Annotated in this window: 27 protein-coding genes; 16 read left to right on the forward strand and 11 right to left on the reverse strand. The window is 47.8% G+C overall.

Going from position 1 to position 26,717, the window contains the following annotated elements:
- Nucleotides 1-5 precede the first annotated feature (5 nt).
- From F3H97_RS12400 to recX, 3 genes are all read right to left on the reverse strand, one after another.
- Complete coding sequence (locus F3H97_RS12400; RefSeq protein ID WP_078146382.1) at nt 6-1,730, reverse strand: ABC transporter ATP-binding protein; 1,725 nt, start codon at nt 1,728-1,730, stop codon at nt 6-8.
- Between the two features lie 320 nt (nt 1,731-2,050).
- On the reverse strand, nt 2,051-3,691 hold the full coding sequence (locus tag F3H97_RS12405; RefSeq protein WP_074037708.1) for an L-lactate permease: 1,641 nt from the start codon (nt 3,689-3,691) through the stop codon (nt 2,051-2,053).
- A 48-nt stretch (nt 3,692-3,739) separates the two neighbouring features.
- On the reverse strand, nt 3,740-4,552 hold the full coding sequence (gene recX / locus F3H97_RS12410) for a recombination regulator RecX (protein ID WP_159563580.1): 813 nt from the start codon (nt 4,550-4,552) through the stop codon (nt 3,740-3,742).
- Nucleotides 4,553-4,697: 145 nt separating this feature from the next.
- Here recX and F3H97_RS12415 point away from each other — a divergent pair, with 145 nt between their 5' ends.
- From F3H97_RS12415 to F3H97_RS12435, 5 genes are all read left to right on the forward strand, one after another.
- A complete protein-coding gene (locus F3H97_RS12415) occupies nt 4,698-5,606 on the forward strand; it encodes a TIGR01777 family oxidoreductase (protein WP_196431540.1) in 909 nt (302 codons plus the stop codon).
- 12 nt (nt 5,607-5,618) lie between these two features.
- Nucleotides 5,619-6,773, forward strand: a complete 1,155-nt coding sequence (locus F3H97_RS12420; protein ID WP_015880875.1) for an amidohydrolase — start codon at nt 5,619-5,621, stop codon at nt 6,771-6,773.
- A 177-nt stretch (nt 6,774-6,950) separates the two neighbouring features.
- On the forward strand, nt 6,951-7,517 hold the full coding sequence (locus tag F3H97_RS12425; protein WP_159563577.1) for a GNAT family N-acetyltransferase: 567 nt from the start codon (nt 6,951-6,953) through the stop codon (nt 7,515-7,517).
- A 168-nt stretch (nt 7,518-7,685) separates the two neighbouring features.
- Nucleotides 7,686-8,375, forward strand: a complete 690-nt coding sequence (locus F3H97_RS12430) for a response regulator transcription factor (RefSeq protein ID WP_196431541.1) — start codon at nt 7,686-7,688, stop codon at nt 8,373-8,375.
- Nucleotides 8,372-9,763 (forward strand): sensor histidine kinase, encoded by a 1,392-nt coding sequence (locus F3H97_RS12435; RefSeq protein ID WP_031421106.1) that lies wholly within the window; start codon nt 8,372-8,374, stop codon nt 9,761-9,763. The genes F3H97_RS12430 and F3H97_RS12435 overlap by 4 nt, the downstream gene beginning before the upstream one ends.
- A gap of 26 nt (nt 9,764-9,789) precedes the next feature.
- On the opposite strand, the gene F3H97_RS12440 is transcribed toward F3H97_RS12435, so the two are convergent.
- Nucleotides 9,790-10,077, reverse strand: a complete 288-nt coding sequence (locus F3H97_RS12440) for a hypothetical protein (RefSeq protein WP_074037713.1) — start codon at nt 10,075-10,077, stop codon at nt 9,790-9,792.
- Nucleotides 10,078-10,194: 117 nt separating this feature from the next.
- Here F3H97_RS12440 and F3H97_RS12445 point away from each other — a divergent pair, with 117 nt between their 5' ends.
- Nucleotides 10,195-10,401, forward strand: a complete 207-nt coding sequence (locus F3H97_RS12445) for a hypothetical protein (protein ID WP_078146374.1) — start codon at nt 10,195-10,197, stop codon at nt 10,399-10,401.
- A gap of 29 nt (nt 10,402-10,430) precedes the next feature.
- Here F3H97_RS12445 and F3H97_RS12450 read toward each other — a convergent pair whose 3' ends face one another.
- The 3 genes from F3H97_RS12450 to F3H97_RS12460 form a co-directional block, all read right to left on the reverse strand.
- On the reverse strand, nt 10,431-10,838 hold the full coding sequence (locus F3H97_RS12450; protein ID WP_078146373.1) for a cytidine deaminase: 408 nt from the start codon (nt 10,836-10,838) through the stop codon (nt 10,431-10,433).
- 92 nt (nt 10,839-10,930) lie between these two features.
- Nucleotides 10,931-12,307, reverse strand: coding sequence for a 23S rRNA (uracil(1939)-C(5))-methyltransferase RlmD (gene rlmD / locus F3H97_RS12455; RefSeq protein ID WP_196431542.1), 1,377 nt, complete (start codon nt 12,305-12,307; stop codon nt 10,931-10,933).
- The gene (locus F3H97_RS12460; protein WP_015880867.1) at nt 12,304-12,513 is read right to left on the reverse strand and encodes a hypothetical protein; all 210 of its coding nucleotides are present in this window, start codon (nt 12,511-12,513) and stop codon (nt 12,304-12,306) included. The genes rlmD and F3H97_RS12460 overlap by 4 nt, the downstream gene beginning before the upstream one ends.
- A gap of 85 nt (nt 12,514-12,598) precedes the next feature.
- On the opposite strand from F3H97_RS12460, the gene yfkAB reads away from it, so the two are divergent.
- Genes yfkAB through F3H97_RS12475 form a run of 3 tightly spaced genes read left to right on the forward strand, consistent with a single transcriptional unit; the run spans nt 12,599 to nt 15,138 of the window.
- Nucleotides 12,599-13,705: a radical SAM/CxCxxxxC motif protein YfkAB gene (yfkAB, locus tag F3H97_RS12465; RefSeq protein ID WP_196431543.1), complete on the forward strand. Its 1,107-nt coding sequence runs from the start codon at nt 12,599-12,601 to the stop codon at nt 13,703-13,705.
- A 53-nt stretch (nt 13,706-13,758) separates the two neighbouring features.
- On the forward strand, nt 13,759-13,953 hold the full coding sequence (locus F3H97_RS12470; RefSeq protein WP_015880865.1) for a hypothetical protein: 195 nt from the start codon (nt 13,759-13,761) through the stop codon (nt 13,951-13,953).
- Between the two features lie 42 nt (nt 13,954-13,995).
- Entirely contained in the window at nt 13,996-15,138 is a 1,143-nt protein-coding gene (locus F3H97_RS12475) for an MFS transporter (RefSeq protein ID WP_196431544.1), read from the forward strand.
- A gap of 39 nt (nt 15,139-15,177) precedes the next feature.
- Here the strand turns inward: F3H97_RS12475 and F3H97_RS12480 are convergent, their stop codons facing one another.
- Nucleotides 15,178-15,480, reverse strand: coding sequence for a hypothetical protein (locus F3H97_RS12480; RefSeq protein WP_031421094.1), 303 nt, complete (start codon nt 15,478-15,480; stop codon nt 15,178-15,180).
- 128 nt (nt 15,481-15,608) lie between these two features.
- Nucleotides 15,609-16,559 (reverse strand): DMT family transporter, encoded by a 951-nt coding sequence (locus F3H97_RS12485; protein WP_196431545.1) that lies wholly within the window; start codon nt 16,557-16,559, stop codon nt 15,609-15,611.
- A 201-nt stretch (nt 16,560-16,760) separates the two neighbouring features.
- Between F3H97_RS12485 and F3H97_RS12490 the strand changes: the two genes are divergently transcribed.
- The 4 genes from F3H97_RS12490 (at nt 16,761) to F3H97_RS12505 (ending at nt 21,233) form a co-directional block, all read left to right on the forward strand.
- Nucleotides 16,761-18,668, forward strand: coding sequence for a heavy metal translocating P-type ATPase (locus F3H97_RS12490; protein WP_196431546.1), 1,908 nt, complete (start codon nt 16,761-16,763; stop codon nt 18,666-18,668).
- 115 nt (nt 18,669-18,783) lie between these two features.
- Nucleotides 18,784-19,710 carry a carbohydrate kinase family protein gene (locus tag F3H97_RS12495; RefSeq protein ID WP_031421089.1) on the forward strand — a complete coding sequence of 309 codons (927 nt, stop codon included), beginning with the start codon at nt 18,784-18,786 and terminating at the stop codon, nt 19,708-19,710.
- A gap of 67 nt (nt 19,711-19,777) precedes the next feature.
- Entirely contained in the window at nt 19,778-20,215 is a 438-nt protein-coding gene (locus F3H97_RS12500) for an NUDIX domain-containing protein (RefSeq protein ID WP_051829356.1), read from the forward strand.
- A gap of 64 nt (nt 20,216-20,279) precedes the next feature.
- The gene (locus tag F3H97_RS12505; RefSeq protein ID WP_074037721.1) at nt 20,280-21,233 is read left to right on the forward strand and encodes a YihY/virulence factor BrkB family protein; all 954 of its coding nucleotides are present in this window, start codon (nt 20,280-20,282) and stop codon (nt 21,231-21,233) included.
- 38 nt (nt 21,234-21,271) lie between these two features.
- Here F3H97_RS12505 and F3H97_RS12510 read toward each other — a convergent pair whose 3' ends face one another.
- Both F3H97_RS12510 and F3H97_RS12515 read right to left on the reverse strand, forming a co-directional pair.
- A complete protein-coding gene (locus F3H97_RS12510; RefSeq protein WP_196431547.1) occupies nt 21,272-21,823 on the reverse strand; it encodes a beta-class carbonic anhydrase in 552 nt (183 codons plus the stop codon).
- A gap of 18 nt (nt 21,824-21,841) precedes the next feature.
- The gene (locus F3H97_RS12515; protein WP_196431548.1) at nt 21,842-22,741 is read right to left on the reverse strand and encodes a 1,4-dihydroxy-2-naphthoate polyprenyltransferase; all 900 of its coding nucleotides are present in this window, start codon (nt 22,739-22,741) and stop codon (nt 21,842-21,844) included.
- 168 nt (nt 22,742-22,909) lie between these two features.
- On the opposite strand from F3H97_RS12515, the gene F3H97_RS12520 reads away from it, so the two are divergent.
- Genes F3H97_RS12520 through F3H97_RS12530 form a run of 3 tightly spaced genes read left to right on the forward strand, consistent with a single transcriptional unit; the run spans nt 22,910 to nt 26,716 of the window.
- Entirely contained in the window at nt 22,910-24,298 is a 1,389-nt protein-coding gene (locus tag F3H97_RS12520; protein WP_196431549.1) for an isochorismate synthase, read from the forward strand.
- Nucleotides 24,291-25,940: a 2-succinyl-5-enolpyruvyl-6-hydroxy-3-cyclohexene-1-carboxylic-acid synthase gene (menD, locus tag F3H97_RS12525; protein WP_196431550.1), complete on the forward strand. Its 1,650-nt coding sequence runs from the start codon at nt 24,291-24,293 to the stop codon at nt 25,938-25,940. Before F3H97_RS12520 ends, menD begins: the two co-directional genes overlap by 8 nt.
- Nucleotides 25,937-26,716, forward strand: a complete 780-nt coding sequence (locus F3H97_RS12530) for an alpha/beta fold hydrolase (RefSeq protein WP_196431551.1) — start codon at nt 25,937-25,939, stop codon at nt 26,714-26,716. The genes menD and F3H97_RS12530 overlap by 4 nt, the downstream gene beginning before the upstream one ends.
- Nucleotide 26,717 lies beyond the last annotated feature (1 nt).

The following is a 26,717-nucleotide window of genomic DNA, read 5'->3' on the forward strand; positions in this document are numbered from 1 at the left end:
CCGGATTACTCCGTCTCTCCTTGTCGAATAAATTGTTCATAGTACCAACCGTGTCGTTCCATCAGTTGGTCGTGGGTGCCGCGCTCGGTAACTCGTCCATCTTGAAGGACGAGAATTTGGTCGGCATGTGCCACCGCAGAAAGACGGTGCGCCACGATAAAGGTCGTCTTCGCCTCACGGCTCGTGCGGACCGAATCGATTATGCGCGATTCCGTCTTCGCATCGACCGCTGAGAGCGAATCGTCTAGAAGCAGAATCTCAGGATTTTTCAGTAAAGCACGCGCAATCGATAATCGTTGTTTTTGTCCACCTGACAGCATGACCCCTTGCTCCCCAACGACGGTATCGAGACCGTTCTCCAAGTGTTCGATGTCTGTATCGAACGCCGCGAGGTGAATTGCTCTGTCGAGTGCTTCATCCGAGACATCATCCACTCCGAAACGAATGTTATCACGCACCGTTTTCGAGAATAGGAGGTGCTCTTGTGACACATACCCACTCCAGCCACGGACCGTCTCAAGTTTAATGTCCGAAATCGGCACCCCGTTCACGAGAAGGGAATCGTCAATCGGATACTCCCGGAGCAATTGACGTAACAACGTCGTCTTCCCAGCTCCAGTCGGTCCGACAATCCCAATCGTCTCACCACGCGAGACGTGCAGGACGATGTCTTCTAACGACTCCCGATTCGCGTTTGGATAACGGAATGAGAGCGATTTGAAGGTGATCTTCTCCGGTACATCGATGTGAACCGTTCCGGTTGACGAAACGTCCGGTACCTCATTCATCGTTGTCTCAATCCGTTCCAAGCTCGCCGTTCCTCGTTGGACGACGTTGATGAGTTCCCCGAAGGCATACATCGGCCAAATCAACATCCCTAAATAAATGTTGAAGGAAACGAGTTGACCGAGCGTGATGTCGTTCGTAAAGACGAGATACGTCCCGAACGAGAGTCCGATCAAATAGCTGAGTCCAACGAGTAATTTGATAACCGGCTCAAACAAGACGTCAATTTTAGCGACATGCATGTTTTTCGCCATCACGTCATCCGTGATGTCATCAAATTTTTTCGTATCCGCCTCTTCTTGGACGAAGGAGCGGACGACCCGAAGACCAGAGATGGATTCAACGACTTGGTCGTTCATCACGCCGAACGAATCTTGGGCTGCCGTGAAACGTGTATGAATCTGACTCCCAAGTTTATTCATCGACCAGGCGAGAATCGGCATCGGCAAAAGTGCTGCGAGCGTCAACTTCCAATCGATGAACACGCCCATAATCGTCAAGGCGATGAGCGTCATGTTGAACGAGTCGACTAATGTCATGACCCCAAATCCCGCTGTCCGCTCCACCGCTTTTAAGTCATTCGTCGCAAGTGCCATCAAGTCACCTGTGCGATGTTGTTGATAGAAGCGCGGTGTTTGTTTGAGGAGGTGACCAAAGAAGCGACCTCTCAATTTCTTTTCAAGTAAAAAGGCTGTCCCGAAGAGTCGGGCAATCCACAAGTACGACATCACGTACGATAACACCATAATGCCGAGTAGCGACGATACAATCAGAATCAATCGCTCTGTCGTCAAACTTCCTTCACGAATCGCATCGATCGCCTGACCAATAATCCAAGGCGGCAGCATATCTACAACCCCTGTGATGATCAGTAAAATGATCGCAATCACATACGTTCGTTTCTGTCTTTTAATAAACCAATCCAATTGCTTAATCAGTTTCATGACTGATTTCCCCCTTCCGCCTCACCCATCCAAGCACGCAAAAAAGCGCACTCCACCTGATTGTGCAACCAATCAAATGAAGCGCGCTTGAAGTAGTCTTCAGTCTTTTGCATGGTCAGGGAAAGGACACTACCCCTATCCAGCTGCCAATGTCACGCAGTTAAATACGAGTAGCCATATGATGTTTTGAGTGTGTTTGTGAGTGCAATGTTGTTCATCATTCTGGCTCCTCTCGTTTCATAGTTTTAAAATCTACTAAAACCTTAGCAGACTGTTCTGAAAATTGTCAACATTATTCTGTAAAAAAATTGTAACTTGATTTAGTTTAAGAAAAACATGCCTAAAATGAGACCAATGACCCCCGTCGCCGTCACGTAATAAATCATCGGCATGAGCGTGTAACGGATGATGGTCCCTTCCTTGCCGAGTAATCCAGCAACCGATGCGACCGCTACGACGTTCAACACACAGATCATGTTTCCTGCGTTCGCTCCCGCCATCTGCATCGATAAAGCGAGCGTGTTATCAAGTCCAACCGACTCCGCAACGTTTGTCGTCAAACTCGAGAACATCATATTGGAAAACGTCGCCGACCCTGAAACGAAGGCACCAAGGGCCCCAATCCACGGTGCGACAAGTGGCCACACCCCACCGAACGTGTCAGCAGCTGCCGTCGCAAGTTCGACCGGCATCGAAGCGAGTCCAGCACCGCCATTTTCAGAGTGGATGAATATACGAACCATCGGAACCGACGCCGCTAACGTGATGGCCGTCCCGACGACTCCAAGTGTCGTCGCCTTAAACACCGATGTTACTTGTGACCAACTCATATTGTGTAAGAAGAATGTCGCAATAATCGTCAGAATAAACATGAAACCTGGTGAATAGAACGGTTCCCAAGACGTCGAAACTCCTTCTACCCCGAGAATGTCCGGGAGATTGATTCGGACACTGCGAGAGAGTTCGTTTAAAAATGGTACGGTACGGGTGAGCACTAAGAAAATCGTCAAAATAAGATAAGGTGCCCACGCCTTCCACTGAGGCAATTCTCGCGTGGTTGATTTGAGCGTCACTTTTTCAGCAGATGGTTCTAGTTCATCCACATATCCATCAAACGTCCAGACGCGTTTCGGCATGAGAATGCCTTTACGAGCCATGGCCACGAGAATGACCAGACCGGTTAAACCACCTAGCATGCCACCGAACTCAAATCCGAGGATGAGTGTCCAAATGTACGCAGGTACGCTGTATAACAACGCCGCCACAATCGCAATCGGAAATACCTCAAGTGCGGGTTTTATCGACTTCTCTTTACTGAAGAACCGCGTCAACATCAAAATCAAAATGAACGGGATGAATAGGCCGACCACCATATCGATCAACACCGTCTGCAAGACGACCTCTGTCAAGAAGGCAATCGATTCAGGTTGGTTCACATCTAAAGACAGACCGTTCCCGATCCCGATGAGTGCAGGTGTCCCGACCGCACCAAATGTCACAGCCGACACGTCTGCAGATAGCGCGATGACAACGGCGGCAATCGGTGGAAACCCGAGTGCAATCAAGAGCGGTGCTGCGACCGTTGCAGGCGTCCCGAATCCAGATGCGCCTTCAATAAATGAAACGAATAACCATCCGACAATCAAAACTTGAATACGAGGGTCGGGTGTGATGTTGACGAATCCGGAACGAATTGCGTTCATCCCGCCCCCTTCTTTCATCGTATTCATCATTCCGATTGCCCCGTAGACAATCCATACTGTCGTGACGGCGATGACGAGTCCTTGTAATGTCGCCGCCATAATTCGTGTCGCATCCAATTGCCAGACGAAGAACGCTAAAATCGCCGTCGTCACAAGTGACAAGGGCATGGCTACCGATGCAGGTAAACGCATAATGACCAATAAGATGAGCACGGCCACAATCGGTGTCAGTGCTGTAATCCATTCTAAAATCGTCAATGTAGACCCACCTTTTCGTGTTTTCCCCTACCGTAAACAGATGTCCCATCACGATTCTTCTTCAGCGATTCGATCTAACGTACGTTCAATCACATCATACGGAAATCCTTTGCGCCGAAGCTGCATCTTCATGCGCTGTTTGCGTTCGAACGCGTCGTATCCGCTGAACTTCCGACTCAACTTCTCAGCCTGTTTCAGACATGCCGCAACCTCGACATCTTCGTCCTCTTCTTCCCAAAAAGTTTGAATCGCCTCTGAAATAATATCAAAGGTAAACCCCCTTTGCATCAGGGTTTGTTGAATTCTTTGTTGCACTTCTGTGGCAGAACGACGATTTGTTTCCAGTTGTTTCCTTTTCACGAACTTTCCAGCCTTCTCGACGAGATCTTCGTGTGAGATTGATTCTAATACGGATTCAACAACGTCCGTTGGGATTCGGAGCTGTTCGAGCTCGCGTTTGATTTTGATTGGTCCACTTGGACTTGTGTTGAATTTCGTTTGGACATACGCTTTTGCGAACTCCTCATCATTCAAATAACGCTGCTCGATTAGTCGCGTGATGGCATGTTTGATAGCAGATTCACTTAACTCTTTCTTCACGAGATAGTCCCTTACCTCTGAAATGGCGCGCATTCGATACGATAAATAATTGATGGCCAACTTATAGGCTTTCTGAGCTTCTTCCGCCTCAAGGACGTCTTGCACAAAATCGTCTTCGAGCTCCATCCCTTTTGTGAGCCCGTACTTGATGAATACGTCAACATCGATGGCGAACGCAAACTCCTCTTTCCCCTCCCGTTCGATGAAGACGTTCAGTCGATCTTGGTTCTTCTTTTGGGTCGTGAACTTTGCAATTTTCACAACGACTCCCCTCCATTCCATGTTTCTAACATATCACGTTCAAGAAACGTAGAGGATTTTTGATAAGTTAGAAGAAAGGGTATTCATCTGGATATACTGACTTATACCCATTTTAGAAACAACACATGATATCGGAGGGAATTTCATGAAAATCGCAATCACTGGTGGAACTGGGCTCATCGGTCAACCACTCGTTCGTGCACTCGCCGACGCCGGACATCAAGTCGTCGTGTTGACGCGTCATCCACGTCCCCGCCATCACGGGGTATCGTTTATCGAATGGTTGACACCGAATAGTAAACCAGAAGAGGAACTCGAAGGAACAGATGCGTTCATTCATTTGGCCGGCGCCTCAATCAACGACGGGCGATGGACACACAATCAGAAACAAGCCATCCTTCAAAGTCGAATCGAAGGGACGAAGGAAGTCGTCCGAATTATTCAACAGTTGAAACAAAAGCCACAGGTCGTCATAAGCGGCTCGGCCATCGGTATATACGGTGAAGATCGTTCCATCACGTATTCCGAAGAAACCCCATTGCCGACACGGACTAATTTCCTCGGGAATGTCTGCGTCCTCTGGGAACAAGAAGCAGAACCCATTCGTGATTTAGGTGTTCGCCTTGTGACGATGCGCACCGGAGTCGTCTTATCGAATGATGGCGGTGCCTTCCCATTAATGAAACTCCCCTATCAGTTCGGGGTCGGTGGTAAAATTGGATCAGGAGAGCAATGGGTTCCTTGGATTCATTTAGACGACCTCGTCCGCTTGTTCGTGCACATCATCGAGACTGATTCCATTGAAGGACCCGTCAACGGCACTGCACCTACACCGGTGACGATGAATGAGTTCGGGAAGACGATTGCGAACGTGATGCATCGTCCTCACTGGATTCCGGCACCTGCCCCAATGATGCAACTCGCCCTCGGTGAAAAGAGCGTCATCGTCCTAGAAGGTGCGAAAGTCGTTCCGACGAAGGCACTTCAACATGGCTTCGACTTCCGCTATGAAACATTGGAACCGGCTCTAACACAACTACTACAAGATGTTTAAGGAGAATGAATTGTGAGTCACTTACTAATCCGAAATGCCCATATTTATCCCATCACTGCCCCCCATTTTTACGGAGACCTCCGTGTTCGGGACGGGAAAATCGTCGAAATGTCCGATTTACTTGAACCGACTGACGGGGAGCATGTCATTGAAGCCGAAGGAAACTTTTTATTCCCCGGCTTCATCGATGCTCACACCCACCTCGGATTATATGATGAAGGAACCGGCTCTGTCGGAAACGACGCCAATGAGACGGTCGAAGCGATGACGCCTCATGCACGTGCGATTGACGGGGTATATCCGCTTGACGAAGGATTTCAAGAAGCGCTGATGGCAGGCGTAACCGCCGTTCAGGTCATGCCAGGAAGTATGAACGTCATCGGTGGTGTGACCAGTGTCATCAAAACACACGGTCGCTATATTGACGACATGATCGTCCGTCGTTATGCCGGATTGAAGATGGCACTCGGCGAAAACCCGAAACGGATTCATAGTATGGGAAAAACCGGTGATTTGACGCGGATGGGGATTATGGGGTTGCTTCGTGAAGCGTTCCGTACCGTCGGGTCGACCAAAACGATCGGAACGTTCGGCAGTCAGATGATTCAACTTGCCCTCGACCGAGAGATGCCGATTCGTGTGCATGCCCACCGCGCCGATGACATTTTATCTGTCGTTCGCTTTGCCCAAGAGTTCGATCTCGACTATCGTATCGAACATTGTACAGAAGGTCATCTTGTCGTTGAAAAACTACAAGAACTCGGTGTGAAACATGTCACCGTCGGACCGACGTTTACTCGAAAATCTAAAATTGAGCTCCAGAACAAGACATGGGAGACGTATCGCATTCTCCATGAGCACGGCATGATCGTCTCCATCACGACCGACCATCCGTACACGCCGGTCCAATATTTGAACTTGTGCGCCGGACTTGCGGCACGTGAAGGACTTCCTGTCGATATCGCGTTGCGAGGGATCACCATCAATCCAGCTGAATCACTAGGTGTCGCTGACCGAATCGGATCTCTTGAAGTAGGAAAAGATGCCGATTTGGTGCTTTGGAGTCACTTCCCGCTCGACTACTTATCGAAGCCGATTATGACGATTGTAAACGGTGAAGTCGTGTACAAAACGGACCGTGCTGAAACCCATCATGAGGTCGAGTAATTTTCATTATTTTTCATAAGGGTTTTTACGCATAATTTACTTGCTTTTTTAAAAATACTATATAAAATTATCTTGTAACTTCATAAAGCAGCCAAGGCGGTTCGAACAGCGAAGCCAGAAGTATGCTTTCGTTACGACTATTCTTCAGCGGTCTGAAATAGGAGGAGGAATGTAAAGGTGCTCAAATTTCGTGAGCTCACCGACTGCGCGGAGTTGTTCGAACTGATGCAACACCCAGATGTCTTTCCGTATGTCCGTCAAAAGACGGTCCATTTTGACGAGTTTTTATTTAGCACGAAGCAAGTCATCGAGCTAGAAGAGCAAGGAAATATCATCTCACGTACCATCACGAACGAGTATGGCACCCCGATTGGGACGATTAGCTTGTTCGATGTCGAATCCGGATATGGATTCCTTGGCACGTGGCTTGGCAAGCCGTATCACGGCAAAGGTTATAATCAAGTGGCGAAAGAGGCGTTCTTCTCAGAACTGTTCTTCGATCTTGATATTGAAAGTGTGTTCTTAAAAATCCGTAAATCGAATGAACGATCGATTGCTGCAGCAGAGAAGCTTCCGTACGCGTTTTGCGCGAACGAGATTCGTTCCGAACTGCTTGCGGAGATCAACCAAGGTGACGTGGAGTATGTTTTATATGAAGTATCCAAGTCGAGCTTCCAACTATACTTGCATGCCCTACACGTCCCGGAATACGAAGTGCCATACGAGGCACAACTCGAAGCATGAGCCAATTCTGTCAAAGAATTGGCTTTTTTGTGGCGTTTTTGTGTGGATTTGATGGAGGGAACTTGTCGGAGCCGAATAAATCTGTTCTAATTCGAAGAGATAGGTATGATAGAAGTATGAGGGATTTATCACAACTCCCGTTAACCGTTTTGCAAAGGAGAATGACATATGTCAGAATCAATGTTTCGTATCCTCGTGACCGATGACGAAGAACAAATGCGTGATTTACTTGTATCGAATTTAGAAAAAGAAGGGTATGAGACGGTCACCGCCTCAAACGGCCTAGAAGCAATCGAACGCTTGAAAGAAGAGACGTTCCATCTCGTCTTACTTGACGTGATGATGCCGGAACTCGATGGATTGACGGCTTGCATGCGCATCCGTGAGTTCTCAAACGTCCCCATCATCCTGTTGACGGCACGCTCAGAAGAGCTCGACCGCATTCACGGCCTGAAAATCGGGGCGGACGATTACATCACGAAACCGTTTAGCCCACGCGAGTTACTCGCACGAATCGAAGCGACGCTCCGTCGCACGCACAGTTTCTCAAAAGAACAGGAAGCTACGTTTGATGTCGGAGTCCTCTCAATCGATATTGAAGGACGTGCCGTCAGTGTGAAAGGGAAGACCGTCAACTTGACACGAAAAGAGTTTGATTTGCTCTACCTATTCATCACGAACGACGAAAAAGTATTCTCTCGTGAACAATTACTTGATCAAATTTGGGGGACCGAGTATCATGGGAACCTTCGCACGGTGGATACTCACATTAAGACGCTTCGCCTGAAGCTCGGCGAGGCGGGCGGTTATATTCAGACAGTCTGGGGAATTGGCTATAAATTCGAGGCAAACGGATGAAACGATACACGATCAGGAAGCGGATTTGGATTACCATCTGGACAGCCAGCCTCTTCTCAGCGTTCGTGTTTCTCATCATGACGTTTTATCTGTACGACAAGTTCTATATTCAAACGCAAGAAGAACTGCTCATCAATCGCGGTGAGAAACTTGTCACCATCTATAAGGCCGACGGTTTCTCGGACGCGTTCGCCGATAGTATGACGTACACGAACGAATTGACCGAAACGAAAGTGTTCCTCTCCTCCGTTCGAGAGGACACACTCGGCTCCGGTAAAACCTTTTTAAGGCAGCAGGACCTCGAACGGTTGCAGGACGGATATGCCATCTCGGTGACCCGGAAACATCCGACCGAGGACGTCGACATTTTGATGACCGCATTCCCTCTCATCCGCGACGATGAACTTGACAATGCACTCATTCTGTACATGGAGCTCAGTAAAATCAGTGAACCGTTCCAACCGATTCGGCTCATGATCACATTTTTACTCGTCCTCATGATTGTGAACTTGCTCATTTTTGGCAAACAGATCATCGACACGATCATCCAACCACTCATTCAGATGAAGCGTGCCTCTCAAGTCTATGCGCAAGGTGATTTCTCCCACCGCATTCCGATTGTCTACGATGACGAAATTGGTGAACTAGCAGACACGCTCAACTCGATGGCGGAATCGCTCGGACTCGTTGAAGAACAGCGCAAAGAGTTTCTCGCTAACGTCAGTCACGAACTTCGCACGCCACTTTCTTACATCCGCGGCTATACCGAGATGCTCCAAGATGAGTCATTGGATGAAAAAACGAGGGCGCAATATTACGACATCATCGAGAACGAGACGAACCGGCTTCAGCGCCTTGTCACGGACTTACTCGATCTCGCCCAGCTAGAGCGCGATTCGTACCCGATGACGAAAGAACCGGTCGTTTACTCGCAAGTACTTGAAGACGTCCTCTATCGTCTTGAACCGATTGCCCGTGCGAAAGGCGTGACAATCGAATCGGATTTAGACTTCGACTTGATCATCCTCGGTGACCATGACCGACTCGAACAAGTTATCGGCAATCTTCTCGACAACGCGCTCCGATATACGGATGCTGGCAAGACGATTCATGTGAAAACGTTCGCCGAAACCGAATATGCAATCACGGAAATACGTGACGAAGGTCGAGGCATCCCGAAAGAAGATTTAGACAAATTGACGGAACGCTTCTATCGTGTCAATAAATCACGGACACGAAAAGATGGCGGAACCGGTCTCGGTTTGGCCATTGCGAAGCACATTATCGAGCGACATGAAGGGTCCCTTCATTTCAGCTCTGAAGTCGGACAAGGAACGACTGTCACTGTCGGTCTGCCGCTTCTACCTGACGATGAATTTGATATGTAAAATAGGCAGCCACGATGGCTGCCTATTCATATGTCTTTCCCTTTATATTGTTCGACCGACTCTCGTTCAAGTCGTTCGCGTTCGGCATGCGTCTGTGGAAAACCGTTCGCCTGCCATTCGGCACGGTGACTTGAATCAAGTTGCGTGAGCCCTTGCTCCGCTTCATCTTGATTCGCATCGACGCTTTCCCGTTCATCCATCTTCTGCCACGTATCTTCTTCCTCACGTTGCGAAAGCAGTGCCGCCACTTTTGGTGCAACGAGCGCCGCACCGGCAACACCTAAGACAATCCCCATCAACACTTTCCGATCCATCCTAACCCCTCCTTCACTATGCACTCTTCATTCCACCATTTTATGATCTCAAAACCATTATCGAAAACGTTTACAACATTTCTACGAGTGGAATGGCTAATGGAAGGAGGCGATTGGATGGAAAAGAAACGACCCACTTCGAAACGTCCGTTTGATAATCCGGACGCGGTAGACACGGACAAAGAAAGCATCTTTGACGAGGACGGCATGCAAACCGTCGACCCGATTCCTGTAGAGGAATTGAACGAACGAGTGAAGGATGAAAAGAATAAACGTCACTCCAAAGATGAATCAGTGAGTGAAAAGAAATATAAAGACAAATAAACAAGTTGCGGACGTTTGTCCGCAGCTTGTTATGTTAAATCTTTTGGTGAAAATCCGTAAGGCAACATCTCTTCTTTCGTCATCACTTTCGTATCACCGTTCAAGTTTGCGAGAATCAACGTGAAATCTTCGCCAGCGAATTCAGCGATCACTTGGCGGCACGCACCGCATGGTGAAATCGGGCCTTCCGTGTCACCGACGACGACGACCGTTTCAATCGCGTCACTACCTTCTGACACGGCTTTGAAAATGGCTGTGCGTTCGGCACACATTGATAATCCGTACGAGGCGTTTTCCACGTTACATCCTGTAATTTCGTTTCCTGATGTATCGATGACGACAGCTCCTACTTTAAACTTTGAATACGGTGTATAGGCGCGTTTGCGCGCTTCGATGGCTTTATGGACGAGTTCTTGTACGCGTTCTTGTGAGATCATAGGATGTTCCTCCACTTCTATATTTGAAAAGAAGTCTGACATCTGAACTATATCGTGAAAACGCTTACGTGACAAGCCTTTTCACGGACTCGTCAATATTTTTTCTTTTTCTTTTTCTCGAATACGACGACCGATTCGACATGAGATGTCTGTGGGAACATATCATACGGCTGTACGTAATTCACTTTGTATCCCGCTTTCATCAACTGGTCGGCGTCACGTGCGAGCGTCTGCGGGTTACATGACACGTAAACGATTCGCTTCGTTTTAGAAGAGATGATGGAATTGATCAACTGATGGTCCATCCCTGTGCGTGGCGGATCGACTACGATGACGTCTGGGATCCATCCATCTTTTACCCAACGCGGAATCCAATGCTCGGCACGCCCTTCGACGTATGTGACATGGTTATAGCCATTTTCACGCATATGGTCATTGGCATCTTCGACCGCTTCCGGCACGACTTCCATTCCACGGATTTCTTTCGCATATGGGGCTAACCAAAGTCCGATCGACCCTACTCCTGCATATGCATCGATCACACGTTCTTCACCTGTCAATCCTGCGGCCTCGACTACTTCACGGTACATTTTTTCTGTCTGTGCCGGATTCAACTGGAAGAATGCGCGGGGTGATAAGTGATAATGAACGTCGTCTAATTGTTCATCCATTTTCTCCTGACCGGCGATGTGAACTGTCCGATAACCGAAAATAACACCCGAACGGTTTGCATTGATATTGATATGGAACGACACAACATTCGGCAATTCCATGATGCGGTCGCTCAATTCATCTAAATCAGGGACATCTTCATGTCCGACGACCAAAACGACTTGAACATCGTTCGTGTTATAACCCGAACGGACGACGATTGTACGCGCGTACCCCGTGTCGCGACGTGCATCGTAGACGGGAATATCAAGGTCGTTTAAAATACGGACAATCGCATTGTTGATGTTCGTCGTATCCCGTTGTTGGACCATACAGTGCTCGATCGGCACGAGATGGTTCGAGTTCGGTTTGTAGAGACCCGATACGATCTCACCGCGACGCGTGCCGAGTGGGAATTGTGACTTGTTCCGGTAATACCATGGATCTTCCATTCCGATTGTTGGACGGATATCCGATTTGTCCACGTTTAGTTTCGTCTTTTGACGGAAGGCGTTTCGAACGATTTCTTCCTTATACTCCATCTGCAGACGTGAACTCATGTGTTGGATTTGGCAGCCCCCGCACTCATCGTAAATCGGACAAGGTGCTTTGACGCGGTCTTTCGAGTCGTTATCTCGTTTGACGACACGCGCTTCCGCATAGTTTTTTTCCACACGCGTGATTTCGACTTTGGCTCGTTCTCCCGGCAATAAGTTCGGAATGAAGATGACCATGCGATTAAGTGTCGCAATGCCTTCTCCATTAATGCCAAGTCGTTCGACCGTGACATCTTTAAAATCTCCTGTGATTAATTTCAATCTGATTCATCCTTTCGAGACGATTGTTCTAGGTCTTTGGCGTAACGCACTACTTTAGCGCGCAACGAATCAATGTCGGCTAACAGGCGATGTAAATCTTCAGGTGTCGTATGCTCGTCTAGCGTATTGACCGATAGACAGAGTAATTCCGTTCTCGATTTTAGGACGTTCATCTTTCCGGCAGTATCTGTTCGTGATTTACCCATCTTGTAATCGCTCCTTTGGTTCGTGACAAAGAGTTGCTATTATAGCATACTATTTCGTGTAACTTGATGAAAAGGTGGAATCCACATGCAAAACATCTCCCCAACTTTCGACCCTTGGGAAGCCTATCTCGACCAAGTCGAACACGGTCGACTCGTCTTATCCAATGTCGAAGTCACTACAACGAAGCTGTGTAACATGCGCTGCGAACATTGTGCGGTCGGTTATATGCTAGACCAAACAGAAGAACCAGAAGTTCCGCTCGACCTGTTGATTCAACGACTGGATGAGATCGAGCATTTGCGTGCCTTCTCCATCACAGGCGGTGAACCGATGCTGTCTATGAAATCGGTCCGCAACTATGTCGTTCCATTGTTACGTTATGCGAAAGAACGTGGTGCGCGTACGCAAATCAACTCGAACTTGACGCTACCGTTAACTCGCTATCATCTTATTACCCCTTACTTGGACGTTTTGCACATTTCGCATAACTGGGGTACCGATGCCGATTTCCTTGAAGGCGGATTCGCGATGATGGACCGGAAACCAAGTGAAGAGGCACGATTGAAAATGCTCCAGACGATGAAAGACAACGCACGTGCTCTCACATCTGAAGGAATCATTGTGTCCGCGGAGACGATGATCAACAAACGAACGATTCCGCACTTGAAAGAGATCCATGAAGAAATCGTATCGCTCGGTTGCCAAAGGCATGAGGTGCACCCAATGTATCCCGCAGACTTCGCTAGCGCCCTCGAATCAGCATCGCTCGCTGATACGCGACAAGCCATCCATGACTTACTCGACGTCCGTGACGAGAACGTATGGATGTTGTTCGGGACGTTGCCATTCTATGCATGTTCTGACTTACCTGAAGACCGCGCCCTGTTGAAACGACTTCATGAAACAAAAAACGTGACCGTTCGCAACGACCCAGATGGCCGTTCCCGTCTTAACACGAATATCTTTGACGGACAGATCATCGTGACCGATTTCGGTGATGAACTCGGTTCACTCGGCACCGTCTATGACACATCATTCCAAGAGGCGTATGATACGTGGACGAACAGCCAATTGAACGCTACACTCTCTTGTCACTGCCCTGCCGTGAAGTGTCTCGGCCCGAACGCACTCGTTAAACAAGCCTATTATCCGACGGTCGATTTCCAATCTCGTAAAGCTACATCGTTTTAAATATTTCGATTCGGGAAATGTTCTGTATATTAAATGAATCGAGGTGCGTGTAGATGACTGCGATTTATATCCTCATGATTACCGTGATGGCCATCATTATTTTTGGCGGAGTACTGAGCATCTTATTGACAGCCGCATTCGTTTCAGACAAAGTAGAGCATGATGAAATGTTTAGTCAAGGCAGTTGGGATGATGAATTGCTGCATTTGAATCACTCTCCACAACCGATTGACGACACGAAAAGCTGAGACCCTTCTCGGCTTTTTACTTTGACTTCATGAGGTGAACCTATGCTCCGTTTTCGTTTTATGATTTTACTTTTGATTGTCTTTATTTCCGGTTTGATTCAAGGTGCGCTTATCCCACTCTTATCCACGTTGATTGAACGGGATGGGGCCCCGGCCTGGGTGAACGGACTGAACGCGACGATGCTTTACGTCGGTGTGATCGTCTCTGCGCCTCTCCTGGAGCGATTCGTCCGTAAATATGGATTCCGACCGACCATCGTCCTCGGCATCGTATTGACGGCTGTCGCGACCTTCGCTTTACCGATTTGGCCATCCTTACTCGTTTGGGCGATGATGCGCTTCTTCATCGGATTCGGCGACTCGGCTCTACACTACGGGTCACAAGTATGGGTGACCTCAGCAAGTGAAAAGCGCAGTCTCGGTCGAGCGATGGCGTATTATGGAATGTCTTTCAGTCTCGGTTTTGCCATCGGCCCATTGATCGCACCACTCGTCGACCTATGGTTTTGGTTACCGTTCCTCATTATCGTCTTCTTCTGTCTCGCTTCGTTGATGCTCGTCTTTAAAGTCGAGAACGAGTTTCCGGAGGTCGAAAAAGTGAAGACCGACTCGAAAGGACGAATTCGACTGATTCTTGTCGGTGCGGGATACACGCTTCTCCCTGCCTTTACATATGGGTTTCTCGAAGCGAGCTTAAATGCCAACTTTCCCATTTTTACGTCTCGGAATGGGATGAGTTTGACGGAAACGAGCACACTCATCACGACGTTCATCGTCATGTCGATTGTCGTTCAGCTTCCTCTTGGTCGCCTCGCAGACTTGTACGGTAAGAAGCGGATCTTACAAATCGTGCTGACGTTTGGCACACTCGTATTCACTTTGGCGAATCTTGTTGTCGATTCCTATATCGGTCTACTCTTCCTATTCGCACTTGCCGGCGCCGGGTTAGGATCGACTTATTCACTCGGTTTGGCACATATGACAGAGGTGCTTCCCCGTTCGTTACTGCCGACGGGAAACATGCTTTACAGTATTTCATTCAGCATCGGTTCGATATCAGGTCCTATGATCGGTGCCTTCTGGTTGTCTTTACCGAAAGAGGTCTATTTCTTTATGTATGCCGTCATTCTCGGTATTCTGGCGCTACGACTCTTCACGTCGACCGCTAAACCAATCGACTTATAAACAGAGGCAGATGGTTCCCATGAACCACCTGCCTCTGTTTTATTCCACTACTCGTTCCATTTCATCGTCGTTTAACTGCAAAGCTCGGATGAACACTTCATCTAGCGCAAATGGTTCAGTGTCTAGCGAAGCGAGTACATCGGATTTTAGCGTCACTTCTACGACACGGTCATCGAACTGCCATCTCGTCTGAATATCATCACCTTGTCTTGTGGCGCGGGTCGCCACTGGACCGTGACGTTCTTTTAAACTTTGACTCACGCACTTCATCACGTACTTGACGTACTCATCTTTCGGCTGACGTGAGATGAGAATGTTTCGAACGATTCGATTTCTAGTCATTGTTTCTCCTCCTCCCTTTGAATGATTGCGCACGCAAGTCTTTACAAACGAAGACCGATTTTCGAACTTTAAAATTCAGAATTTTTAATATATTTTGTCATGGGATTTCAATTCCGTCAACTCTGTCTCTAATTCAAATGACATCCGTTTGTTTTTTTTGTACGGCGGCCTTGAAAATACGTAGATAAATAAATGCCGACAATAACGAATCCGAGTCCGACCACCGCATTCCACGGAATCGTTTCACCGAGTAAAATCCCTGACAACATGACACCAAATAAGGGAACTAAGAAGATATAGAGTGAAATCCGACTGACCGGATTGTATTTCATTAATGTATTCCACAATGTAAATCCGATCGCTGACAACATCGCCAAGTAAAACAGGAACGCAATCGTCTGTGCGGTGTACGGCATGGAAACACCATTCGGGTCTAATAGATAGCCGATCAGCAGTAACCCAACTGAACCGATCACCATCGCCCAAGCCGTCATCGGGGCAACATCATACGTCTTCGAGTAGTCCTTCGCTATCAAGTTCCCGAATGCTCCGGATACCATCGCCAAGATGAGTAAAATCTCTCCTAACCCAAAACCAACTTCAGATCCGGTCGCTGGCCAGTTTGCGATGACAATTCCGGAAAAACCAAACGTCAAAGCAAACCCCTTCAATCGATTCAACTTATCGTCTTCATATCGGAAATGAGCGAGAGCCATTTGGAAAAACGAAGTAGAACCAGCAATGATCGATCCCTGGACCCCGGTCGAAATGGAAAGTCCGATATAGAAGAACAAGTATTGTAGAAACGTCAAAAATGAACCGAGATGCGCATACGCTTTAACCTTTTCACGTGTCAATCGAACAGACCGTTTCAATACGGTCTGACTGATGATGAGCAATAGAATCCCTGCGAGTAAAAAACGCTCGCCAGCGAACAATAGTTGTTGCCCATACTCGTTCGATTGAATATCAAGCTTCTCATAACTCAACTTGATGAATGGGAACGCACTCCCCCATAACAACGTATTGAAAATCGCCAATAACGCCACCGTCCAAGGGCGTTCAAATATATTTTGCATGACACAAAAACTCCTTAATCTTTTTATTTGTGAGTCACTGATAAGCGTGTTAAGATAAACCTAGATAATAATCATTATAAATAAAGGATTCAGATTAAACTTCTATAAATTCTTTATTTTAAGCCAATTGAAGATGATAATCATCATCAGTCATTATCATTTAATCGAGATTTATTCTCAATTAGAAAGAAGGGATTATCGATGAACGTCCAATCGGTTACGCACGAAAAAAGCCACGTTTTCAAACGGGCTAGCTGGTACGAACATATTGAATTGATCATGGCGCTCATTAGCGGTGTATTGATTGTACTCGCTTATATCGCCGAAACACAAGGCGGAGCGCCTTGGATTCATGTCACACTTTACTTATCCGCCTTTTTTATCGGAGGATACGCAAAAGCGAAAGAAGGGATTTCGGATACGATTGAGACGAAATCGCTAAATGTAGAGCTTCTCATGATTATCGCCGCCATCGGTGCCGCTTCAATTGGGTACTGGATGGAAGGGGCAATCCTCATCTTCATCTTTGCTTTATCCGGGGCACTCGAGACGTATACGATGAACAAAAATGAACGTGCCCTCGAATCGTTAATGGAATTACAGCCGGAAAAGGCGACTCGTCTAACAGACACTGATGAACTCGAGGTTGTTCATATCGACGACCTTCGTGTCGGAAATCGGATTTATGTCCGTCCTGGTGAACGCATTCCGGTCGATGGAAAAATTGTAAAAGGGAATGCTTCCGTAGAAGAAGCCGCTATCACAGGCGAATCCGTCCCTGTTGATCGTCAAGTCGGTGATGACGTGTTCGGATCGAGCGTCAACTTGAACGGAGTATTGACGATCGAAGTGACAAAACTTGCGACGGAAACACTGTTCCAAAAGATCATTCAAATGGTCCAACAAGCACAAGAAGAGAAATCACCGTCTGCACAGTTCATCGATCGATATGAAGGACGTTATGTTCAAATCGTGCTCTTCTCTGTTGCGGCCATCATCATTCTCGGACCGTTCGTCACGTCGTGGTCTCTTGAAACGAGCATCTATCGCGGCATGATCCTTCTCGTTGTCGCCTCCCCTTGCGCACTCGTCGCCGCCATCACACCGGCCGCGCTGGCTGCCATCGCCTCTTCTGCAAAACACGGGATTCTCTTTAAAGGCGGTGCTCATATCGAGAACATGGGACGTCTAAAAGCAATCGCCTTTGACAAGACCGGGACACTCACAATTGGGAAACCGATTGTGCAAGAAGCGCTCATCTCACCTTCATTAGAAGAAGAGGACGTCAACCGAATTGTCAGTTTGATTGAAGAGCATTCGATGCATCCACTTGCTGAAGCGCTCGTTTCCTACACCGGAAAACATACCGGGGAAATGACACACTTCAAAGACATCACAGGCTCCGGAATTGAAGCAACGATTGACGGGACGACGTATCGGGTAGGAAAACAGAAGTTCGCTGAGCGAAGCGGTGATTTCTTTAAGAATGATGTCGAACGATTGAAAGAGGCCGGTCATACACTCGTCTTCATCAGTGACGAGACACGTACAATCGGTGCTTACGCCTTACGTGACACGCTACGACCCGAGGCAAAGGTAGCAATCAAGCGACTGAACGACTTAGGGATTGCGACCATCATGATTACCGGAGACAACGAGGCAACCGCTCGCGCTATTGCGAACGAAGCTGGATTGACACGCTATATCGCCGAATGCTTGCCTGAAGAGAAGGTTTCGCAAATCAAGATGTTACGAGAGGAATATGGAACAATCGGAATGATCGGCGACGGAATCAATGATGCGCCTGCCCTTGCGACAGCCGACGTCGGGATTGCCATGGGCGAAGGAACGGATGCCGCACTAGAAACGGCAGATGTCGTCTTAATGAAAAACGACCTCGTCCGATTGAGTGACGCCATTCGTCAATCGCGCAAATTAAATCGAATCGTCTTACAGAACGTCGTTTTTGCACTCGGTGTGATTCTTGTCTTGATTGCAACGAACATCTTTGAGTTACTCATCATGCCGTTTGCGGTTGTAGGACATGAAGGCTCAACCATTTTGGTTATTTTGAACGGACTCCGACTCCTCACGTCATCGTGGGAGTGATCCATTCGACAAAATGGAATCGATGATTGAAACAATATGTCGATTTCGTTATAATTGAAACAATGTGTCTACAGACTGAAACAGATCGAAAGATTGACTAAAGGTGGTACAAGATATGAATACGATTGCAGTCATCGGCAAGGTGTTTGTCGATATTAAAGGGACTTCCTTTGCACCGCTCCACAAAGATGCGAAGAATGTCGGCGACATCACTTTTTCCAATGGCGGAACAGGTCGAAACGTTGCTCAAAACTTAGGTGTGCTCGGCAACGATGTCCGCTTCGTCTCGACCGTCACGAACGACCAAATCGGTGTCGGTGTCCTCGAAGAATTACGTTGCTTGAATGTAAACGTCGATGGGGTCGACATGCTTGACGATAATGGTATGGGAATGTGGCTCGCTGTAATGGACAACAACGGCGATCTTCAAACATCTATTTCGAAACAACCAGACGAAGCCCGTATGGAAGAAGCGATTTTACGTCAAATCGATACGGTCTTCGAAGAGAGCGACGCGGTCGCCATCGATTTAGACTTATCAGTCAACGTCTTGAACGAGACGATTGAACTATGCCGTGAAATGGATTTACCGCTTTATGGTGTCTGTGGCCATCTATCCGTCATCGAACGAAACCGTCATTTGCTTCAAGGATTCACAGGATTCATCTGCAGTCGTGAGGAAGCGGAAATTTTGTCCGACATGTCAATCGTCACAGTGGACGATGCCCTTCGCGTCGCGGAAGTACTCGCCATGAAAGGTGCTCCCCTCACAATCGTCACGATGAGTGAGCTTGGCGCTGTATATGTCGACCTTCGTACGAACGAACAAGGTCACGTCCCGACGACAAAAGTGAAAGTCGCCGACTCCACAGGGGCGGGTGATTCATTCTTCTCCGCTGTCATCTCGGAGCTCATGAAACAACATTCGATTGAAGAGGCGCTTCGATTGGGCATGCGCGTCGCAGGAAAAGTCATCGCCTCTCACGAGAACGGATTGACGCAAGAGATGTACACATCATTAGAACAACCTACGCAAGAATGAAAAGAACGCATCGGCGAATCGTCGGTGCGTTTTGTGCAAAATTACAGGAACGAAAGGAACGATCTCAGTGGTTCGAACGAAATTAAGAAGCGCGATTATTTTAATGAATGATCAAGATGAAGTGGCTTTGATCCGTCGCGAGAAAGAAAACGTCCTCTATTACGTTTTTCCAGGTGGCGGAGTCGAATATGGGCATACAACAGAAGAAACAGCCGTACGTGAAGCATTTGAAGAACTCGGTGTTCACGTAGAACTAGAAGGTGTCGCTGCCCATGTTGCGTTTAATAATGAGTTAAATCCTTATTATTGGGCGAAGATGACAGGTGGTGAATTCGGAACCGGGACAGGTGAAGAGTTCCAAGAAGAACAGACTAACGGATCGTATACACCGATGTGGATCAAACGGTCTGCACTCCCTCATCTCCCCGTTCGTCCACCTTCACTTGCTGAAAAACTCGCCTCACATGAAGAACGCTTTTATGATTTGACCTTATCGGAGGAGTAATCAGGTGTACACCCTGCCGAAATCGGGAAACGTTTTTTAACGATTGAGTCAGGAGGGTTTTATAATGGCAATGACAGAAGTGAAGGAAAAAAAGAATTGGCTTTCATTTGGGAAAGAGTTATTTCGACGATTTCAAGAGCATGATGTACAAGACTACGGGGCTACCCTCGCATTCTTTTGGTTTTTATCCATTTTTCCTGGAATCATCTTTATTTTGGCGCTCTTGTCCTTTTTCGATGTCTCACAAGATTCGTTTCAGAATCAATTGAACGATTTGGCACCCGGGTCCGCAGCTTCCGGGTTTTTAACGGGAATTTTCGAAGCAATCGGCGAACCACGAGGCGGTCTTTTGTCGCTCGGTGCGATTTTGGCGATTTGGTCCGCCGCAAAAGGGGTCGACCGTCTCATCACGACCTCCCTTCATGCTTATGGTGAAGACAATGAACGTAACTTTTTTGTGAAAAAAGGATTGGCACTCGGATTGACGATTCTCCTTGGAATCGGGATGCTACTGCTGATTCTTTCGAACGTATTTGGTTCTCAAATCATTTCGTTCGTCACTGAGTATTTACCCGTCAATATCACCGGAGCCGAAGAAATGATGATTAACGTGTTTCGATACGTTCTTACGACGGTTGTCCTCATTTTAACGCTCTCGATTTTTTATAAAGTATCTCCACAACAGCACGTCTTTTGGAAAAGCACTATCCCCGGTGCCATCTTCGGTGTCATCGGTTGGCAAGTCGTCTCATTTGGTTTCAGCCTATACGTTTCAAACTTCGGGAGTTACGACTCGACTTACGGTTCACTCGGAGGAATCATCGTCACGTTGCTCTGGTTACAATTAACCGGGATGATTATTTTAATCGGATCTGAAATCAACGCGACATGGATGCGCTTCTTCAAGACACCGAGTGAACAGGAATACGAACGCGACTTCAAAAAGAACAAAAAGAAAGCGAAACAAAAGCAAGAGGAAGATAACTTTGACGACATCCCGACGAACACGTACGGATAATTCAAAAGGAGCACGTTCAAGCTGAACGCGCTCCTTTCTTATGCTTCAATCGGATCAAGACGTCCCGTCGCCGGGTCAATCACGAATCCGTGTACATTCGTTCCTGGTGGTAACAGTGGATGGTTATTAATCAGGTTAACAGAATGAATGACGTTCTCTTCAACTGAATCAAAGCCATGTAGCCACTGCTCCAAATCCATTCCTGAAGACTTTAGCGTCTTCAACGTTTGCGGGTCGATTCCACGACGCTCCATCTCTTCGATGACGACAGTCGGTTCAATCGCCGCCATCCCACAATCGTAATGTCCGACAACGACAACTTCTTCTGCTCCTAACGCATAGAGTGCGACCAAAATCGATCGCATGGCCGAACCGAATGGATGCGACAAGACCGCACCCGCATTTTTAATGATTTTAGCGTCTCCGTTCTTAAGTCCTAGCGCTTGAGGTAATAGTTCCGTCAAACGTGTATCCATACACGTCAAAATGACGATTTTTTTATCCGGGAATTTATCAGATACGAACTGTTCGTACTGTTTTTCCTCTACGAAACGTTTATTGAATTCAAGCATTTCTTTTACGACTGACACGTTAACGCCTCCTCTTTTTTACAACACAAATCTTGAAACGATGAGTCCGACGACCATCCACGCCCCGAACAGCGTATTGACTTTCGCTGTCATCGCCATGGCAGGCATCAGCGCGGCCGGTTCTGCCTTCTGCCAAAACCGTTGAATCGCCCGGATCATGACCGGCACCGTAAAGAGTGACAGCAAGACCCATGGAGTGACGCCATAAAACATGACGGCGACGATGATGCCGACTAATGCCGCGATAAAGAACGCTGCCAATACATACACCGCACGTCGATGACCGACCAGACACGCAATCGTTTTTCGGCCATTCTCTTTATCGTTATCTAAATCACGGATGTTATTCGCAAGTAAGATTGCCCCTATCAATAAGGCCATCGGGAACGACACGAGTAGCAACTCCGTCGTCACCGTATTGATTTGGATAAAGCCGGAAATCCCGATGATGACATATCCCATGAATAGCCCAGCGACAATTTCACCAAACGGCGTATAGGCAATCGGTAGCGGCCCTCCAGTATATAAGTAGCCGACAAGCATAGACAAGGCGCCGATCCAAAGCAAATGCCAACTTGTGGATGCCGCAATGTAGAGCCCGAGTAGTGCCGCAGTCGTATACATGCCGAGCGCAATCGCTAATACTTGCTGTGGTGTAAATCCATCACGTACGATGGAGCCTCCGATTCCGATGGACCCCTCATGATCAAGACCACGCTTGTAGTCATAATACTCGTTAAATAAGTTCGTCGCGATTTGAATAAGGACAGATGCCACTAACATGGCAAGGAAAAGTCCCCATTTGAGTTCGGTTTGATCGAGGACGATGAACGTCCCGAGCAAGACCGGAATAAAGCTTGCGGTCAGGGTATGCGGGCGAATCATTCGCCAATATGCCCCTTTCGATTTCTGTTTCATTTCGTTCCCTCCCTTCGTTAGTTTACGTCTCGATGAAAAAATCTGTCAACGCCAGCCCATTATCCTAGATTCTTGATCATTTCCCGAGCATTTCATAGGCAGGTGTATTGCGAACTCATGATACACTAAAGATTGAGAATTCTATCGGATTGAGGAGGCTTTTCTTTTATGCCAGATACTCAAACACATATAAAACAGCGAATTGAGCAGGCCCATAAACGGGCTCGAGCTTGGCAACGGCCTGTCCTCGCATCATACACATGGGAAATCTCGGCGTTCGATGCTTTTCAAATCATCCAGAACACCGATACGTCCCATTATTATTTCATGACACCAGACCGGACGCTCGAAATGCTCGGTTGCGGGGACGCACTCGTCTTGAGCGCTTCTGGACCCGAACGATTTCAGCGACTTCAATACGATTGGAGTCTTCACCGACGAGATGTCGATGCGACAATCCACGCGTTCGCCGGTTTTTCATTCGACACGTTTATGCGACCACAAAAAAGTATGTGGGATGCCTTTGGGGAGGCATCACTCGTCGTCCCAAAATTTTTATACCGTCGCTATAAAGACCGACACACGTTGACAGTGGCCACTCTCGTCTCTTCGAAGCAGTCGGTCGAACAGTATTTGATTCAATTGGCAGATCAGTTGGCCCAGTTCAGTTCACTTCGTCCGACGGAAGAAGCGACGCCGTCTTATACAAAAGTGAAAGATGGGGTCGATCACTTCAAGTCCAGTTTCCAACAGGCCAAACAGTTGATTGAAGAAGAACGAGTTGAAAAAATCGTGATTGCCCGCGAAGAAATTTATCAGCGTTCCGATGATCCGTTCCCCTTCTCAAAAAGTTTGAAGCATTTAGCAGATCATCAAGAATCTAGTTACATCTATTTGTATCAACCAAAGCGTGACACTGGTTTCTTTGGGGCGACTCCTGAACGATTGATTCAAAAAGAAGGCATGCAACTGAACACGGCTGCCATCGCCGGGACAATCAAGCGTCCGAAAACCGAGATCGAGGCAGAAATTGCGAAAGAGAAACTCCTAAACGATTCAAAAAATCGTGAGGAGCATCAAATTGTCGTGAAAGACATCAAGCAGGCGTTGACACCCTATACTGCACCGATTCAAACACGAGATACTCCGCAAATTTTGGCAAATCGCTCGGTGTTCCATCTACACACCCCAATTCAAGCGACACTCGAAACAAATGCTTCCTTGCTGTCACTTGCCGAATCGCTACATCCAACGCCAGCACTCGGCGGCTCTCCGAAGCGGACATCGGTCCGATTGCTTCGTGAAATCGAGCGATTCGACCGCGGGTGGTACGGTTCTCCGTTTGGTTGGGTAGACAATGAAGGCGACGGCGAGTTTGTCGTGGCAATCCGCTCTGCACTCGTTCAACACCAATTCGTCGCACTGTATGCTGGATGTGGGATTGTGAAAGACTCTGCACTCGAGCAAGAGCTCGAAGAAACAGAAATAAAAATGAGTCCAATCAAACAAGCTTTGCAGTTTGATTTACACAATCAAGGAGGCACCCTAGATGAATAAGGTTTTGACCGATTGGGTCGCATCCATGGTAAATCGGCTTGTTGCGTCCGGTGTAAAAGACGTGGTCATCAGCCCAGGATCCCGCTCGACTCCGCTCGCTGTAGCGGCATATCTTCATCCTCAGATTCGTCATCACATCATCGTCGATGAACGATCTGCCGGATTTTTTGCTCTTGGACTGACCCGTGCGTCAGAAACAATTCGCCCGGTCGCATTGATTTGCACAAGTGGAACGGCGGCAACAAACTACTATTCGGCTGTGACAGAAGCGTTCATATCGCAGTTGCCACTCGTCGTACTGACAACCGACCGTCCCCATGAACTGCGCAATGTCGGGGCTCCACAAGCAATCAATCAAGTCCGCCTCTACGGTGAACAAGTGAAGACGAGCGTTGATTTGCCTGTTCCAGAGGAGACAACGTTATCGTTTATGAAACAAACGATTACCCGCTTCACGAATCTGTCAATGCAAGCACCGATGGGACCCGTTCATTTGAATGTACCGTTTCGAGAGCCTCTGCTTCCTGACCTCGAGTCATTGAAACAGATGTTAAAAGCTGACCCTGTCTTGCCAGAACGACAGCGTATTCGGCCGACACAAGCAGACAAAAACATTTTCTCGGAATGCACGAGTCAAAAACGACTCGCCTTCGTCGTCGGACCTTACACCCCGACATCTTGGCAGAAATCCATCGTTGAATTCGCTTCCGAACGACAGATCCCGATTTTTGCCGATCCTCTTAGTGGCATGCGACGTTTCGACGGCGTCTTGACCAACTATGACACGTGGCTCGCGAGTGAGCATCGGACTGATTGGCTGCCTGAGGTGTTCGTCCGTTTCGGGGCTGCACCTGTTTCGAAACGATTCAATCAATGGATGGCCATGGCGGACCAACTCGTCATCGATGAACCGGGATCTTATCGCGACCCAAGTAGCCGAGCCATCATCTGTTACGGCGACGCACTCGATTTTCTACCGCTCATCGCATCCGTAAACGAACCTCGGTACCTTGAACGTTTACGCTTTTTTGAAGAGGTTGCCGAGTCTGCAAAATCGTCACTTCAAGGTGAAGCGGAATTGACGAAACGATTGCTCGATACATCGATTGAGCGTCTATTCGTCAGTAATAGCATGCCGATTCGAGATATAGATACATCACTGTCTGCCGGCACGAATATACACGTTCTCGCCAATCGAGGCGCAAACGGAATTGATGGTGTGTTATCCACTGCACTCGGAAGCAGTTATGATACGTCTCACGGCGCTCTATTGATTGGTGATTTAGCGTTCTATCATGATAGCAACGCCTTGCAACTGTTAAAGCATCATCCTGGAAAATTTTCCGTCGTGATTGCTAACAATAACGGTGGAGGGATATTTTCCTTCCTCCCGCAGGCTTCTGTCGACACACAGTTGTTCGAAGATCTGTTCGGCACACCGCTTGATTTAAATATCCGTGGATTCGCTGACACATATGGCTTATCGTATCGTCTAATTGAACGACCGGATGAAATTCAAGAAGCGATTGAAGATGGCGTTCATTTAATCGAATTCCCATCGAATCGTGAGGAGAATGTGACGATCCATCGAGGTTGGACACAATCTGTCTGCGCTCGCCTCATCACGGAGAACGAATCATGAACATCGATTTACGTGGCGTACGTTATGAAGTGATTCATCGCGGTGAGGGAAAACCGGTATTATTTTTACACGGATTCACCGGAAACGCCCATTGGGTCGATTCGCTCCCTGCATTACCGATTCGTCTTGTGTCACCGTCGCTCCTCCAACATGGCGCAACGGAGCGCCCTTCAGTCAATCGTTCGACAATGAGTCAGCAAGTTAAAGATTTGTCCCGCTTACTGGATACGGACGACCGACCTTGGACAGTCGTCGGCTATTCACTCGGTGGGAGAATCGCATTGACACTCGCCGCATGCGACGAGCGTGTCGAACATGTCATCGGGATCAGCACGACCCCCGGTCTGCTCACTTCTAAGGAACGAGCCGCACGCCGCCGCCAAGATGCAGAATTGGCTCAGTTGATTGAAACCGAGGGCATCGCCGCATTCGTGAATCGTTGGGAGAACCTTCCGCTTTGGCGACAGACGGAAGACATGAAACGTTCACTCCGAACAGGTCGGCTCGCCCAACACCCGAATGCCCTCGCAAACAGTTTGCGGTCAATCGGTACGGGACGTATGCCGTCGTTATGGGGCACATTGCAGCGTCTCCCTCGTACCGACTTGATTGTCGGGTCAGACGATCTCAAGTTCAAAGCCATCGCAAGACACATGCAGGAAGAGCGACCAGATATTAAAATCTATGAAATTTCAAACGCAGGGCATGCTCCTCATATCGAGAATGCATCAGAGTTTGGTACAATAATAAAGAAATTGATTTTAGGGGGTATTTAGA

The sequence above is a fragment of the Exiguobacterium sp. SRB7LM genome (assembly GCF_015712685.1).
Taxonomy (GTDB): domain Bacteria; phylum Bacillota; class Bacilli; order Exiguobacteriales; family Exiguobacteriaceae; genus Exiguobacterium; species Exiguobacterium profundum.